This window comes from Acinetobacter sp. FB (genome assembly GCF_056033405.1).
The window spans coordinates 972,521-987,742 of the sequence record NZ_CM148502.1; the positions used below are offsets into that span (position 1 = coordinate 972,521).

A 15,222-nucleotide genomic window follows, 5' to 3' on the forward strand; every position below is an offset into this window, starting at 1 on the left:
ACGATTAGGATGATCAAGAAATGAATGCACCAGCAAATATAACTAAGCCAGTTGAATTTTCATTACCGATTAAAAATTATAATGAATTCTATTATTTTTATCTTACAGAACATCGTAGTATCGCTAGCCGCCGTTTACACGTGATCGGTAGTTCAATTGGCTTATATTTCTTTAGTAAAGCAATCCGTCAGCGTAAAGCAAAATACTTCGCTTATGGCTTAGTCTCAGGCTATGCTTGCGCTTGGGTTGGGCATTTCTTCTTTGAACACAATAAACCTGCTAGCTTTAAACAACCATTTTATAGCTTTATTTCGGATTGGAAGATGCTATCAGACGTTGCACGTGGGCGTTTGAGTTTGGTTGATCGTCAGTTTGATAAAATTGATTCTTAAAAAATATTTTCCTTTAATATAATAAACGACAGCTATTGTCGCAAAGCTGCTTCGGCAGCTTTTTTATGACCAATTGTTTAAGTAATATAAGAAAAAACAAGAGAAATCATAATAATGGAACAACTTAATCCTTCCGATTTAAAAGCAATTTTACATTCTATACGTGCCAATCTTTACTAACTTGAACATGCACGTGTCATGCAAAAAGATGGTCGAGTTTTATATCTCACAGAAGCCAAAAATGAAAACCAATATTGGAACATTCCAATCGCTAATACCACGGTCATTTTATTGGGTACAGGTACATCGATTACACAAACTGCCATGTGGATGCTGACTAGTGCTGGAGTGTTAGTGGGTTTTACAGGTGGTAGTGGAACACCTTTATTTATGGGGAGTAAAATTGAATGGATGATGCCACAAAGTGAATATCGCCCTACGGAATATATGCAGGGGTGGATGAGCTTTTGGTTTGATGATGCGAAACGTTTAGAGGTCGCAAAACAATTTCAGTTCGCCCGTATTGAGTTTATTCGTAAAGTTTGGGCTAAAGATCGGGCTTTACAAGCCGAAGGATTTTATCTGGATGACCAAGATATCACCCAAACGTTAATAGGATTTGAAAAGAAAATTCCGCATCAAAGCAAAGTTGGTGATTTATTGCTTGCTGAAGCACAAATGACCAAGCAACTTTATAAGATTGCGGCAACACGTTGCAAACTCAGTTTTGAACGCAATCCTGAACAAGGGGATTTAGCCAATGATTTTTTGAATCATGGTAATTATCTCGCCTACGGTTTAGCCGCAACCACGCTTTGGGTGTTAGGCATTTCTCATTCATTTGCTGTGATGCACGGTAAAACTCGACGTGGTGCTTTGATGTTTGATGTGGCTGATTTAATTAAAGATGTTGTGGTTTTACCTTGGGCATTTATTTGTGCCAAAGAAGGTATGACTGAGCAAGAGTTCCGTCAACAGCTATTGCAAAAATTTACTGAATATCGCTGCAGCTTAGAAAGTTAAATCTAATCGATGTTTTTATTTTCTAGATATATTTTGGTTAAATCTCTTAAATAAATAAGTTTATGCTCTATTATCTAATTATTAACTCAATATTATTCTTTTGAGACTTATATTTGTGAAAAAATATTCTCTTATTTTTAGCCTCTTGTTATTCAGTTTTACTCAATTTGTATGGGCAAATACAGCTCCTCAAGCTCGTATTATCAATGGTAATACGACTACAGAAGCACAAATCCCGTGGCAAGTAGCATTAATCGCTAGTCCATTAGATCCTTATCAATCCTATTTTTGCTCAGGAAGTCTAGTTGCAGATCGTTGGGTGGTCACCGCAGCCCATTGTATTGAGCAATTTGAAAAACAAAATCGTGATTATTATGTTTTGATAGGTGCACAAAATTTACAAAGTATTCAATTAGGACAAATTGTTAAAGTCAAAAAAGGTCATATCCATGAGAAATATAATAATCGTATTTATGATAACGATATTGCATTATTAGAATTAGAAGGTGCTGTAGATTTTATAAAATGTGATAAGAACTGCCAAACTATAGACATTATAAATCCTATAATTGAACAAAAAAATGTATTAATGAATGATATGTTGCAAATTGCAGGGTGGGGCGTATTAGAGGATTGTAGAAGTAGTACTTCTCAAACTTGTCAAGAATATTCAGGAAAAATGATTAGAAATCCTGTGTTGTATCCAACCACGTTGAGGTATACCACAGTAAAATTAGCAAATTGTTTATCGTCATCTTCGTTGTATGGAAGTCAACAAATTACCCAGAATATGCTTTGTGCTGAATCACCCACAGAAGAAAGTCTTACTGATGCCTGCTATGGCGATAGTGGTGCGGGTTTAACGATAAACAATTTAGAAAAGCCATATCTGCTTGGGATTGCAAGTTGGGGTGTCGGTTGTGCCAAGGTGGGTTATCCTGGTGTTTATACGCGAGTTGCAAATTACTCTGATTGGATAAACAACTATCTGCATCCAAGCACTATTCTAGAACAAAAAACTAGCCAAACAAATCAATCAGGCGGTGGAAGTGTTGGTATTTTCATGATTTTATTATTAGTCATATTAGCAATTATACGTGGGCGCTTTATTAAAAGTGCGTAATATTTTTGCTTTATACTTTAATACATGAAATTGATGAGTTTGAACTATGCGCGGTCTTTATCTGATTACCAATGATGATCCCCTACAATTATTATTAGAAAAATTAGATGTGGCTTTGGCGACGGGGAATATTGCTATTTTACAATACCGCCGTAAAAAAGTGGCGAGAGTGGCTCAACCATCCGAAGTTCAACAAATCAAAGCACTTTGTGAAAAATACCAAGTTCCATTTGTAATTAATGATGATTTAGCTTTGGCAGAACAATTTGGTTTAGGTGTACATCTTGGGCAGTCTGATGGCGAAATTATCGATGCGACTGCACGTCTACCACAGGGGGTGATTATTGGGCGAACTTGCTTAAACTCCTTAGAATTGGCTGAAAAGGCAATTGCTGAAGGTGCAACCTATGTGGCCTTTGGCGCAGTCTATGCCACTTCAACTAAACCTGAAGCAGGGAATGTTGGAATTGAAGTCATTCAACAAGCAAAGCAGAAGTTTGAAGTACCAATATGTGCCATTGGTGGTTTGACCGTTGAAAATTCCCAAGTGGTCATCGAGGCAGGAGCAAGCCTTTGTGCGGTAATTAGTGATATATTAGGGCGATCAACAGCCGAAATTCCTGCTCGTGTAAATGCATGGGCAAAGTTATTTGCATAATTTTTTGCATCGTTTCGACATTTTATTCTTCGATTCTAGGTTGAGTCTTTTATGAGTTTATCTCCAAAGCAAGAACAGTTATTTAAACAAGCAAATAAACATATTCCAGGTGGTGTCAACTCACCTGTACGTGCATTTAACGGTGTTGGTGGTACACCTGTCTTTATCGAAAAGGCCAAAGGTGCGTACTTGTGGGATGTTGATGGCAAGCGTTATGTGGATTATGTTGGTTCATGGGGACCAATGATTTTAGGTCATGCGCATCCCGATATTATCAAAGCGGTACAAACCGCAGCAGAAGATGGCCTAAGTTTTGGTGCACCAACAGTATATGAAACTACTTTGGCAGACACCATTTGCGAGATTATGCCGTCAATTGAATTGGTACGAATGACTAGCTCAGGTACTGAAGCAACTATGACCGCGATTCGTTTGGCGCGTGGTTATACTGGACGTGACAAAATCGTAAAATTTGAAGGCTGTTACCATGGTCATTCAGATTCGTTATTGGTGAAAGCAGGCTCAGGTTTACTCACTTTAGGTGAAGGTGAACCAACTTCAAAAGGTGTACCTGCTGATTTTGCAAAACATACCTTAACGTTGCCATATAACAATATTGAAGCTTTAAAAGAATGCTTTAGCAAGTTTGGTCATGAAATTGCAGGGGTCATCATTGAGCCTGTGGCAGGAAATATGAACTTGGTGACGCCAATCGAAGGCTTCTTACAAGCGATTCGTGATGTCTGCGATGAGTACAAATCGGTATTCATTATTGATGAAGTGATGACGGGTTTCCGTGTTGCTTTAGGTGGCGCACAATCTGTTTATAACGTAAAACCAGATTTAACGACTTTAGGAAAAATTATTGGTGCGGGCTTACCTGTCGGTGCTTTCGGTGGTAAACGTGAAATCATGGAATGCATCGCACCTTTAGGCGGTGTTTATCAAGCAGGTACATTGTCAGGGAATCCATTGGCAATGCGTGCTGGTATCGCGATGTTTAAACATCTACGTGAACCTGAATTTTATGACAAGCTTTCGGCACAGTTAGCGAAATTGCTTACAGGATTACAAGCTGCGGCAGATGAAGCGGGTATTCCATTTAAAACTCAGCAAGTCGGTGGCATGTTCGGTTTGTATTTCACCGATCTAGAGGACATTACCAGCTTTGATTCGATGTTAGCTTGTGATGTTGAAGCATTTAAGAAGTTCTTCCATGGCATGTTAAAGCGTGGCGTATATCTTGCGCCATCTGCATTTGAAGCAGGATTTATTTCTTCTATGCATTCAGATCAAGATATTGCAGAGACCATTCAAGCTGCCAAAGAAACATTTGTAGAAATGAAATAACCTTCTGATGCATATAGAAGCCCGATTTTTCGGGCTTTTTTATGACTTTGAACTTGTGATGAGAAATCAAGATGGGATATGATTTAAAAAAATAATCAGGTGTATCAAATGAAATTAAAATTAACACCTTGGACAATTTTCTTGGGAATCCTCTTATTTTGTAAAGAGTTAATTTATACGGTTTGCTTACGTCTAACTTTGGTTGGATATGTGTCTGTTATTTCTTTTCTCATTTTTCCACTTTTTGCAGGTCTACTTTTCAATCTTCTCATTCTAACAATACCGTTATCTTATTTTCTTTATGCGCAACCAGCTTTTATTCTCGCTATCGCTTTATCAGCAATCATGATTATTTTTAATCGACACGTATTAAATAGAAAAAGTGCATTTATCATTTTTAGTATACTTATGGCACCTTGTGCTGTGGTGATGGGAATAAAATTTTGCGATCCATCGTATACGCCACCTTGGATCATAACGATGGTAGAAGATTTTTTTTCTTATCAAGTAGATGAAAATCCATCTCCTATGGCAGTTAACTTATTATTGGGCGGGATAATGTTGTTCGCAATTGTCATTACAATAATGGGGACTTTGTTGGGAGGTGGGCTTGTCGCAAGTACTTTAAATGAAAAAATACTACAAACATTATTAATACCACCAAGGTCTGTCAAGAAACAGTTATTGGCGTATATCAACTCCTAATTGTATAAAAAAGATAAAGAGATATAAAATTCGGACGCAGAGAAATTGAGTTTTTGATTTTTAATTGTAACGTATAAAAAAGTTCATAATTTTAATTGTAATTTCTCTCTAAGCTTTTTATGATTGCCCGCTTGTTTTCATCCAGTCGTTGGAAGGTACGCTTGAGTAATTTTCTAAGTGAACATTTGATTCATCGTGATGAAGATTTTATGGTGATCCATAAACCTGCTGGGCTTCTGACAGTGCCGGGGAAAACACCTGATTTACAAGATTGTTTAATCAATCGTTTATTAGAATTAGAACCCAAAACTTTACTTATTCACCGTTTAGATCGTGACACTTCAGGTATTCTAGTCTTTGGTTTATCTAAATTTGGACAAAGCAATATTTCACGTCAATTTCAAGATCGTCAAACCTCAAAAATTTATCAAGCTTTGGTTGCTGGACATTTAGAAGGTCAAGGCAAAGTCGATATTCCTGTGATTTATGATCCAAGCCGTCCACCGCTGCATATTGTTGATGCTTCATATCACAAACCTGCATTAACAGAATGGCAAGCCATTGAGCATTTAGAAATTCAAGGACAAGCGGTAACCCGAGTTAAATTGATTCCGATTACAGGTCGTTCACACCAACTTCGTGTGCATATGCAATATTTAGGTCATCCAATACTAGGGGATACCTTATATGCGACTCCTGAACAGCAACAGCTTTATGCACGTTTGTGCCTTCATGCAACACAACTCAGCTTCACTCATCCTAAAACAGGCACTCAACTGAGTTTTGATTGTTCTGTACCATTTTAATCGTATTTTTTTGATCTAAAGAGATGTAAAGCGCGCTATTTCAGTCAGCTTTATGTCAAAATATTAGGGCTATTTGCGTGGCTTAATTTCGCGTAAATACCAAATTTAAAACTACATAAAGTAGCTTAAACTTTCGTCAGTTTAAGGCATACAATATGTGGGCTAACATGAGAAAAGGTGGAATAAATTGCAGCCGTTTGCTATTGGTCAACGTTGGTTATCAGATACAGAAACTGAACTCGGTCTAGGTGTTCTTATTGATGTAGATGAGCGTTCTATCAGTATTTTATTCCCTAAAAGTGATGAAACTCGCGTATATGCACGAAACAATGCGCCTTTATCTCGCATCATCTTCAATGTAAAAGATGAAGTGCAAGATCAAGAAGGCGTTAAGTGGATTGTTGAATCGATTGAAGATCGTCATGGCGTGCTGCGTTATGATGTGGTTCGTAGCCTTGAAAATGGCGAACAAGAACGTAAGTCACTCAATGAAACTCGTATCGGTGCGCAAATTCAGCTATCAAAACCTTTAGAGCGTTTGTTAGCGAGCCAAATTGATTATAAAGAATGGTATGACCTTCGTATTGAAGCGATGTTATTGCAAGCGCAAATGCATACCAGTCCTTTACGTGGTTTTCTTGGTGCACGTGTAGGCTTGATTCCACATCAGCTTTATATCGCACATGAAGTGGGTAAGCGTTTTGCACCGCGTGTTTTATTGGCCGATGAAGTTGGCTTAGGCAAAACCATTGAAGCAGGTTTGATCATTCACCAGCAATTGAAAACAGGGCGTTCTGAACGTATTCTGATTTTAGTACCTGATTCATTACAGTATCAATGGATGATTGAAATGCGCCGCCGTTTCAATTTGCAATTTTCTCTGTTTGATTTAACGCGTACTGCTTCGATCAAAGAACATGATCCTGATCTCAACCCATTCCTGACTGAGCAATGCATTATTGCGAGTGTCGATTTGATGGTTGACCATGATGATTTGCGTGAGCAAGCAGTTGAAGCAGGTTTTGATTTACTTGTTGTCGATGAAGCACACCATTTAATGTGGAGTGAAGAAGAAGGCGGTAATGATCGTTATGATCTTGTCGAAGAGTTAGCTGAACAAACAGCGGGTGTCTTACTTCTCACAGCAACGCCTGAACAATTAGGTGTAGAAAGCCATTTTGCACGTTTACGTTTACTTGATCCACAACGTTTTAGTAGCTTAGATCGTTTCCTTGACGAAGAAGAACAATATCAGCAAACAGCTAAAGTTGCCGAAGTCTTAATGTCAGATGAAGCACTGACTGAAGAACATCTTGCTGCTCTGGATGGCTTATTGGGTCATCGTATTGACGATCAGCCTGAACAGCGTATGCGTGCAATTCACGAGTTGTTAGACCGTCACGGTACAGGTCGTATTTTATTCCGTAACACACGTGAAGCGATTCAAGGTTTCCCAGGTCGTGATTGCCAGCCAGCACCTTTGCCAGCACCAGAAGACTGGTCATTTGATGGCAAAATGCGTGAGCAAATGTGGCCAGAAGAAGGTCAACTCGATGGTGCTTGGATGGAAAATGATCCTCGTGTGCCATGGTTGATGGAAGTTCTACGCAAAGATTTAAAACATAAAAAAGTATTGTTGATTGCGCGTAGTGGACCAGTGGTTGAAGCGCTTGAAAATGTATTGCGTTTACATGCAGGTATTCGTACAGCAATGTTCCATGAGGGCATGAGCTTATTGGAACGTGACCAAGCTGCGGCATACTTTGCCGAAGACAGTTATGGCGCTCAGATTCTTCTCTGTTCGGAAATTGGTTCTGAAGGTCGTAACTTCCAGTTTGCCAGTGACTTGATCCTATTTGATTTACCTGCAAACCCTGACGTATTAGAACAACGTATTGGTCGTCTAGATCGTATTGGTCAGGAAAATCGCATTCAAATTCATGTGCCATATTTGATCGGTACAGCACAAGAGCGCATGTTCCGCTGGTATAACGAAGCATTGAATATTTTCAGCAATATTTCTCCAACCGCACAAACGCTGCAAGAGAACTTTATTGTTGAATTGAAAGACTGTTTATTGGCAGATCAAGGTCAGACGTTTGAAGATTTACTTGAAGAAGTGAATGTACAACGTCAAGCTTTGGAAGCTGAGTTACAAGCTGGTCGTGATCGTTTGCTTGAATACAACTCTTGTCGCCCAGTCGTTGCACAGGGCATTGTACAAGCACTTGAAGACTATGATGACAACACCACTTTGCCAATGTTCGTGAAGCGTTTCATGTCATCCACCAATATTGACTTTGATGAGCAAAGCAACGGTACTGTGATCATCAAGCCAACGGATCAAATGCAAGTTCAAGGAATCACTTTGGACGAAGAGGGTATGACAGCAACTTTCTATCGTGATCAGGCTCAGATCCGTGAAGATGCACAATATTTAACGTTGGAACACCCATTTATTGAAAGTGTGATGGAAATGATCCGCACACAATCATTTGGTAGTACTAACGTTGCATTACTCAAATCGAATGCGTTAAAACAAGGTTCGGTCTTACTCGAAGTTTGGTTTAAGGTCGATGTAGTTGCACCAAAAGGGTTGAACTTACCGTCAAGTTTGCCGAAGCAATTGATTCGTGTGTTACTGAGTGAAACAGGTCAAGATTTATCTGCCAAGATCGATCCAAGTATTTTGCGCCCATATTTGCATCATCTCGATGGCAATAGCTGCCGTCAAGTTGTTAAAGCACGTCGTGATGTAATTGAAGAGCGTTACGCACAAGCTTTAGATATTGCCAAAACCTCTTTGCCTGAATTGATGCAACAAGCTAAAGAGCATTATGGCAGTAAATGGCAATATGAAATTGACCGTTTAACTTATCTTAAGCAATTTAACCCAAGTATTCGTCAAGATGAAATTGAGCGTTTACAAAAGTTCCAGAAAGAGGGTCTAGGCTTGTTAGATGGTCTTTCTGTGACTCCAGAAGCGATTCAAGTCTTAGTTGTAGTTAAACCATAATTACGACTGATGTAATAAAAAAGAGGACAAATCATGTCCTCTTTTTTATGTCGTGAATATACTTAGTTTTGATCGATATTAGCTTCTAAGAACCATAAATATTGATCCAGATCTTCGAGTGCTGCATGGATAATATCTTCAGAGATTGGATCTTTAATTTGCTCGATTGTATCTCGAAGATGATTTGCAACGACACCATAACGATCAGCTAGCTCTTTTAAGTGATCTTGCACTGCATGGATTGCAACAGGATAAGGCTTAAGATGCGAACTTTCAGCAACCGTTTGGGTTGTTCCGAGCGCTGTTCCACCAATCTGTACCGCACGCTCTGCGACATTGTCTAAATGGGTGATCAATGAAGTACGGAACATATCTAACATTTCATGTACCGCAATAAAATTACTACCCCGCATATTCCAGTGCGCTTGTTTGGTAAGCAATGATAGATCAATAAGATTTGCAAGAATTTGATTTAAAATTTTAACGGTGGCTTCTTTGATAGAATCATCTAAATTATTACGTGTATATACTTTCAAAGCCGCTGCTGAAGAATTCATAGTTACCTCATTCAATTATAATGTAATGAAACATCGTGAATAAAAACCATTCTGTTCTAGCTTAAGCGCAGAATGCCTGAATGAATGTTTTAATTCGCAAGGCTTTTGTAATTTTCCTTATCATCATTTTTCTTTTTATTACTTTGCTCAATCAGTCGCAATGATAGATAGATTGATCTATTGAATCTGAATAGCCCGAATATAACTCAGATCAAACCAGCATCTTTGCATTCTAATTTAATGTAAGCATAAAAAATCGGTGCAACGATTAAGCCACTCAAGCCAAAAATCGATTCAAAGATTAGCATAGCCAAGAGTACTTCCCATGCACTCGCATTAATTTTTGTACCAATAATTTTTGCATTTACGAAATATTCAAGTTTATGAATAATGACTAAATATGCTAAAGCGATGGCTGCTACTGAGAGTGAAATGGTTAAGCCAGCCATAATAATTAAAGTATTTGAAATCAAGTTACCAATAATAGGTAAAAGACCAAAAATGAAGGTCAAAATAGTCAGTGTTTTAGCAAAAGGTAAATGGATATGGAATAGAGGTAAAACGATAAAAACAAAAATGATGAATAGTGCTGTATTGATTAAAGAGATTTTTACTTGAGCAAATACAACATTTTTGAATGAAATCGAAAGCTTCTGAATACGATGTAAAATAGCAGCTTTAAAGACAGGTTGTGGTGCGTGCTGCTTAAAGTTCTGAATTGAAACCAAGATACCTACAATTAAACCGATCAGCATGGTTGCTAAGTTATGCAGAATATCGGTACCTGTATTTTTAACAATCGAAATATTATTCTTGATGAAGGACAAGATCTGATTCTTGATATCTGCAACACTATGAGGAAGATAACCAGGGACATAATGACTCATTTCGGCTTGGAATTTAATGAGGGTTTGATCAATCTTAAAGTTAAACGAGTTAAGACCTGTTCCTTTTAAATCATAGATCACAAAACTAATTAAACTGGTAATAAAAAAGCCAATCAAAAATGTGGTCAAAATTCCAAGAATAATACTGATAAAGATGCGCGCGCGTTGTCCATCAATATGTTTTTCAACAATTGAGCTTAGACTGTTAATAATTTCGAAAATCAAGAAACCTGCAAAAAAACTAGGCAACAAATGCAGGGGAATGACCATCATTAAAAATAAAAACATCAGAATAAAACTGGCGATGATACTTTGACGGTCATTGAGAAGGGTCATGATCTGTATGCCTAAATTTGCTTGTAGTTATGATAAATGACAAAGATATATACTTAATGACGATAGTCTATGCTGATGAAATTGCTTAATCAATTTCCATTTTATCAAAATGACGAGCGCCTTCTAAAATCATACGAATCATTACCATGGTTTGCTCTGCAACGTCAGTTCGTTGTTCAGCAGGTAAATCAATCACTTTTGCCCCCATATTGAATACCAATTGGGTAATCGCTTTAGCTGCAATGTCAGCATGACTGATTTTACTATTATTCATTTGTTCTAGGCGAATCAGGTCTTCTTGTAATTCTTGCTGAAAGAAATTTAGCTGACGGTCTACAGCGAGTTTATATGAGGTTGAGCCCGTATATCCTTCGCGTAATAATAAGCTGAGATAACCTTCATCTGCATCTAGCTGTTGAATGAAAACTTCAACCGAACTTCGAATAATGCTTTGCTGCATAGATGCCTGCAAACGCGCTTCACGAATGATTTTACGTAATACCAAACCTGCACGATCGATCAGAGCGATAGCCAGTTCATCAATATCTTTAAAATGTCGATAAAAACTATTTGGTGCAATGCCTGCTTCACGCGCTACTTCACGTAAGCTCAAAGATGCAATACTTTTCTGTGGACCAATTAAATTCAGTGTCGCCTGAAAAAGTTCTTCTTTGGTAATGGTTGCTTTTCTACCAACCGAACGTACAGGAGATTTCATAGCAATGACATCTTGTTCATTTAGTGTGTCATGACCGAGCGGTAAAAAAGTAGAAGACTGAACCATTATTTTCAAAATATAAGTAAGCTACTCGGGATTATAGCGATTGTCTGACTACTTGGGAAATGTAAATTCTTATACGAATATATATACAAATATATATACATATGTATAATAATTAAAAAATGATTAGAGTTCCCGCTCATGCAAGCAGTCGAAAAGAGAATTTCTCTATTCAATTCAATAGCCCAAAGCGTAATTACGAACCATGATGCCAATTTTTGGCTACAAAAAATCAATCCACTGTGGTCTTTGAATCAATCACTCGCCAAAGTTGTAAAAAAACAAACGGTAGCTAAAGATACGGTGAGTCTTATTTTGCAATGCAATCGTCATGTACAACGCGGTGCAGCAGGACAACATCATCCTGTCACCGTTGAAATAGCAGGGCGTCATTACGAACGCACGTATAGCTTGATGCAATTAGATGCAGATCATCTCTGTTTAACCGTCAAAAAAGTTGATCAAGGTTTGGTGAGTTCATGGTTGGTTGAGCAATCTAAAGTAGGGGATATTGTCTATTTAGGGCAACCTTATGGCGATATGCAGCAGCATATTCAAACTCCTAACCTGTTATTACTTGCAGCAGGTAGCGGCATTACCCCGATGCTGAGCCTGATCGAAAGTTTGAGTCAAACCAAGCAGTTTTCGACGACATCTGTACAGTTGATCTATTGGGTGAAAACTCAGGCCGATGCAGCCTATGCTGAATATTTCAAAGAAACAGCGGAAAACTTTCCTTATTTCAGTTATCAAATTTTTTATACCCAAGAACAAGACCAACGTTTGAACCAGAGTTATGTTGATCAAATTTCAGCTTTAAATGAAACCACTGTATATGCCTGTGGTCCATCGGGTTTTGTGAGTACAGCAGAAAAATTATTTTCTTGTGCTGCTTTGCTTCAAACCGAAGCTTTTAGTTTAAGCCAATTTGATGTGGATGCTTCGGAAACTGGTTTTATAAATGTGAGATTGACTCAATCCAACAAAACGGTTGCGATACCTAAAGGGCAATCCATTCTTTCTAGTTTGGAACATCAAGGGATTAAACCTAATCATGGTTGTCGTATGGGCATTTGTAATAAATGCGCCTGCACTAAAGCGCAAGGCTCAACGAAGAATTTGTTGAATGGTTCAGCGAATCATGAACCAGCTCAACTATTAAAAATTTGTGTAAATTCCGCTCAGTCTGATCTAGTGATTGATCTATAAATGAGAAATTAATTATGAATATGCCTGTTAAAATTGAATATTTTAAAAATCCAAAAAATCGTGATTTAACTGCTTCAGAATTAGATGCTTTTGCTCGAGAATTAGATCAGATCAAGCAAGAAGTATTGGATGACTTAGGCGAAAAAGATGCGAAGTATATTCGTCGTGTTTATTCGTCAATCCGTTATAGCAGCTTACTCGGACGAGCTTTGTTGTTTGCAGGATGGTTTCCACCAGCATGGTTATTAGGAACGGGGCTATTGGGTTTTGCCAAAATTATGGAAAACATGGAGTTAGGTCATAATGTGATGCATGGACAATATGACTGGATGAATGATCCAAAATTTAATGGTCAGACTTACGAATGGGATACCGTTGGAACCTCAGATAATTGGCGTCAAACACATAACTACAAACACCACACTTATACCAATGTGAAAGGTATGGATGATGATGTGGGTTATGGTGTATTTCGTTTATTTCCAGAACAACGTTGGACAAAGTTTACTTTAATTCAACCAATTTATATTGTGCCATTCAGCTTATTATTCCAGTGGGGAGTTGCGATTCAAAATCTTGAGCTCGGCAAAGTGATTTATAAGCGTAAATCAATCGCGCAATTTAAACGAGAATGGCAACCAGCACAGAAAAAAATAGCGAAGCAACTTTTTAAAGATTATGTGTTTTTTCCATTGATTGCAGGACCTTCAGCGATCCCAGTTTTTACTGGAAATTTAGTTGCTAATGGGATTCGTAATATCTGGACTTTTAGTATTATTTTTTGTGGTCATTTTACGAAAGATGCTGAAGTCTTCCCAAAAACTGTTTTACAGAATGAAAGTCGCGGTCATTGGTACATGCGTCAAATTCGTGGTTCTTCTAATTTAACAGGTTCAGAAGCATTTCATATTTTGACAGGGCATTTGAGCCATCAAATTGAACATCACTTATACCCAGATATTCCCGCTCGCCGCTATCGTCAAATTGCACCTAAAGTGGAAGCTGTATGTGAGAAATATGGTTTAAATTACAATAATGCTAGCTTTGTAAAACAATTCGGTGAAGTGGTCGGGCGTATTTTTAAATATGCGCTTCCTTTTAAAAAGTAAAAAATAACTTAAGCAGAAGAGCCCCGAATAGCATGTTCGAGGCTTTTTACTTTTATTTTTTCTTTTTTGAAACCCACATGGTAATGGTGGCGTGAAAGACTTTTTCATTCTGTTGATCAATTACATCAACATTCACCAGATATTCTCCAGCTTTATCCCAATCGTAGTGCTGCTCTACTGGGGTGGCGATCGCAATTAAATCAGTTTCCGCTTTTTTTAAATATTCTACGGTCATGCCTTTTGGAATCCAGCGATGTGAAGTTGGAACAGTCACCTCAGTCATCGTACCGCCTGCAAGTTCGGCCATATTACACATTGCAATCGCATGAACTGTACCAATGTGATTCAGCACTCCGCGTTTTTTCTTAATGGATATTTTACAAGAGTTCGGTTTTAACTCCTCAAATAAAGGAGAAATGCTACTGAAATAAGGTGCTTTTAAACAAAGCATACGTGTGAACGTCCATTTTCCAGCAGGTAAAACTGAAACCTTATTCCATAATTCCAAAGTTGATGCCATTAGATGATTTCCTGTAAAACAGAATTAAATTTTTTTACGGAATATAATTCTGTTTACAAGTTGTGGTCAAGTCATACACAATAGTTCCGATGATTGGTAAATTTAAATAACTTATGCAAACGGCTCAGCAATTATTAGAACGCTTATATCCACAACGTAGATCATTGTTAAAAAGACAAATCTTATTGGATGCATTGGCATGTTTTCTTGAATATGGGCTCGATGCGACCAGCATTGAAATGATTCGCGATAAATCTGAAAGTAGTGTTGGGGCAATTTATCATCATTTTAAAAACAAAGAGGGCGTGATTGCTGCACTTGTTTTTGCTGCTTTAGATGATCAAGCAGCATTACGAGATCAATATCTAGAGCGCGCGCAGTCTTTAAGGGATGTTTTGAATGCTTTAATTTATAGTTACGTTGATTGGGTTTCTGATCAACCTCATTTTGCTAAGTTTCTAATGTTAGCGCATTTTTCAGTGATGCAAGGCGAGCACCGCCCATCATTAAATGAAAAAAATAAAATCAGAAATCAAAAGATCGTAAATTATATCGCAGCATATAATGATGCGCAGTTATTACAATCGGTTCCGTCTGAATTGATGATGTCATTAGTGATTGGTGCAAGCGAAAGTTATTGTCGTGCTTGGTTATCTGAAAAAGTGTTCACCAATCCAAAATTCTATCGTGAAAACTTGGCTCAGGCTGCTTGGGATTCATTACAAAACTTAAGTCATCCAGCATAAAAGG

14 protein-coding genes and 1 pseudogene are annotated in these 15,222 nt (G+C 37.9%); 11 read left to right on the plus strand and 4 right to left on the minus strand.

The annotated features are described in order from the left end of the window. The first annotated feature begins 20 nt into the window (after window positions 1-20). From AC0JIQ_RS04495 to rapA, 8 genes and pseudogenes are all read left to right on the plus strand, one after another. Entirely contained in the window at window positions 21-392 is a 372-nt protein-coding gene (locus AC0JIQ_RS04495; protein WP_050040619.1) for an Mpo1-like protein, read from the plus strand. Between the two features lie 114 nt (window positions 393-506). After that, window positions 507-1,415 (plus strand): annotated as a pseudogene (cas1f, locus tag AC0JIQ_RS04500) (type I-F CRISPR-associated endonuclease Cas1f). A gap of 115 nt (window positions 1,416-1,530) precedes the next feature. Beyond that, on the plus strand, window positions 1,531-2,538 hold the full coding sequence (locus AC0JIQ_RS04505; protein WP_474202767.1) for a S1 family serine peptidase: 1,008 nt from the start codon (window positions 1,531-1,533) through the stop codon (window positions 2,536-2,538). 46 nt (window positions 2,539-2,584) lie between these two features. Further along, complete coding sequence (gene thiE, locus AC0JIQ_RS04510) at window positions 2,585-3,196, plus strand: thiamine phosphate synthase (RefSeq protein ID WP_474202768.1); 612 nt, start codon at window positions 2,585-2,587, stop codon at window positions 3,194-3,196. A gap of 51 nt (window positions 3,197-3,247) precedes the next feature. Further along, window positions 3,248-4,546, plus strand: a complete 1,299-nt coding sequence (gene hemL, locus AC0JIQ_RS04515; protein WP_474202769.1) for a glutamate-1-semialdehyde 2,1-aminomutase — start codon at window positions 3,248-3,250, stop codon at window positions 4,544-4,546. A 108-nt stretch (window positions 4,547-4,654) separates the two neighbouring features. Beyond that, window positions 4,655-5,251 (plus strand): hypothetical protein, encoded by a 597-nt coding sequence (locus AC0JIQ_RS04520; protein ID WP_474202770.1) that lies wholly within the window; start codon window positions 4,655-4,657, stop codon window positions 5,249-5,251. Window positions 5,252-5,412: 161 nt separating this feature from the next. Beyond that, entirely contained in the window at window positions 5,413-6,057 is a 645-nt protein-coding gene (locus AC0JIQ_RS04525; protein ID WP_474202771.1) for an RluA family pseudouridine synthase, read from the plus strand. Window positions 6,058-6,244: 187 nt separating this feature from the next. Further along, complete coding sequence (rapA, locus tag AC0JIQ_RS04530) at window positions 6,245-9,073, plus strand: RNA polymerase-associated protein RapA (RefSeq protein ID WP_474202772.1); 2,829 nt, start codon at window positions 6,245-6,247, stop codon at window positions 9,071-9,073. Between the two features lie 62 nt (window positions 9,074-9,135). Here the strand turns inward: rapA and dps are convergent, their stop codons facing one another. From dps to fabR, 3 genes are all read right to left on the minus strand, one after another. Next, the gene (dps, locus tag AC0JIQ_RS04535) at window positions 9,136-9,630 is read right to left on the minus strand and encodes a DNA starvation/stationary phase protection protein Dps (RefSeq protein ID WP_046739728.1); all 495 of its coding nucleotides are present in this window, start codon (window positions 9,628-9,630) and stop codon (window positions 9,136-9,138) included. Between the two features lie 206 nt (window positions 9,631-9,836). Continuing rightward, on the minus strand, window positions 9,837-10,853 hold the full coding sequence (locus AC0JIQ_RS04540; RefSeq protein WP_241281715.1) for an AI-2E family transporter: 1,017 nt from the start codon (window positions 10,851-10,853) through the stop codon (window positions 9,837-9,839). A gap of 85 nt (window positions 10,854-10,938) precedes the next feature. After that, entirely contained in the window at window positions 10,939-11,637 is a 699-nt protein-coding gene (fabR, locus tag AC0JIQ_RS04545; protein ID WP_004663232.1) for an HTH-type transcriptional repressor FabR, read from the minus strand. Window positions 11,638-11,775: 138 nt separating this feature from the next. Here fabR and AC0JIQ_RS04550 point away from each other — a divergent pair, with 138 nt between their 5' ends. Both AC0JIQ_RS04550 and AC0JIQ_RS04555 read left to right on the plus strand, forming a co-directional pair. Continuing rightward, window positions 11,776-12,843 carry a ferredoxin reductase gene (locus AC0JIQ_RS04550; protein WP_474202773.1) on the plus strand — a complete coding sequence of 356 codons (1,068 nt, stop codon included), beginning with the start codon at window positions 11,776-11,778 and terminating at the stop codon, window positions 12,841-12,843. Window positions 12,844-12,857: 14 nt separating this feature from the next. Further along, a complete protein-coding gene (locus AC0JIQ_RS04555) occupies window positions 12,858-13,952 on the plus strand; it encodes a fatty acid desaturase family protein (protein ID WP_046739725.1) in 1,095 nt (364 codons plus the stop codon). A 52-nt stretch (window positions 13,953-14,004) separates the two neighbouring features. Here the strand turns inward: AC0JIQ_RS04555 and AC0JIQ_RS04560 are convergent, their stop codons facing one another. Beyond that, entirely contained in the window at window positions 14,005-14,472 is a 468-nt protein-coding gene (locus AC0JIQ_RS04560) for a hotdog fold domain-containing protein (RefSeq protein WP_474202774.1), read from the minus strand. Between the two features lie 113 nt (window positions 14,473-14,585). Here AC0JIQ_RS04560 and AC0JIQ_RS04565 point away from each other — a divergent pair, with 113 nt between their 5' ends. Then, a complete protein-coding gene (locus AC0JIQ_RS04565; RefSeq protein WP_474202775.1) occupies window positions 14,586-15,218 on the plus strand; it encodes a TetR/AcrR family transcriptional regulator in 633 nt (210 codons plus the stop codon). Window positions 15,219-15,222: the final 4 nt, after the last annotated feature.

Bases quoted from the DNA above. Each gene is read 5' to 3' on its own strand.
- AC0JIQ_RS04495 (WP_050040619.1), top strand. From the start codon at position 21: ATGAATGCACCAGCAAATATAACTAAGCCAGTTGAATTTTCATTACCG.
- thiE (WP_474202768.1), top strand. From the start codon at position 2,585: ATGCGCGGTCTTTATCTGATTACCAATGATGATCCCCTACAATTATTA.
- hemL (WP_474202769.1), top strand. From the start codon at position 3,248: ATGAGTTTATCTCCAAAGCAAGAACAGTTATTTAAACAAGCAAATAAA.
- AC0JIQ_RS04520 (WP_474202770.1), top strand. From the start codon at position 4,655: ATGAAATTAAAATTAACACCTTGGACAATTTTCTTGGGAATCCTCTTA.
- dps (WP_046739728.1), bottom strand. From the start codon at position 9,630: ATGAATTCTTCAGCAGCGGCTTTGAAAGTATATACACGTAATAATTTA.
- AC0JIQ_RS04540 (WP_241281715.1), bottom strand. From the start codon at position 10,853: ATGACCCTTCTCAATGACCGTCAAAGTATCATCGCCAGTTTTATTCTG.
- fabR (WP_004663232.1), bottom strand. From the start codon at position 11,637: ATGGTTCAGTCTTCTACTTTTTTACCGCTCGGTCATGACACACTAAAT.
- AC0JIQ_RS04550 (WP_474202773.1), top strand. From the start codon at position 11,776: ATGCAAGCAGTCGAAAAGAGAATTTCTCTATTCAATTCAATAGCCCAA.
- AC0JIQ_RS04555 (WP_046739725.1), top strand. From the start codon at position 12,858: ATGAATATGCCTGTTAAAATTGAATATTTTAAAAATCCAAAAAATCGT.
- AC0JIQ_RS04560 (WP_474202774.1), bottom strand. From the start codon at position 14,472: ATGGCATCAACTTTGGAATTATGGAATAAGGTTTCAGTTTTACCTGCT.
- AC0JIQ_RS04565 (WP_474202775.1), top strand. From the start codon at position 14,586: ATGCAAACGGCTCAGCAATTATTAGAACGCTTATATCCACAACGTAGA.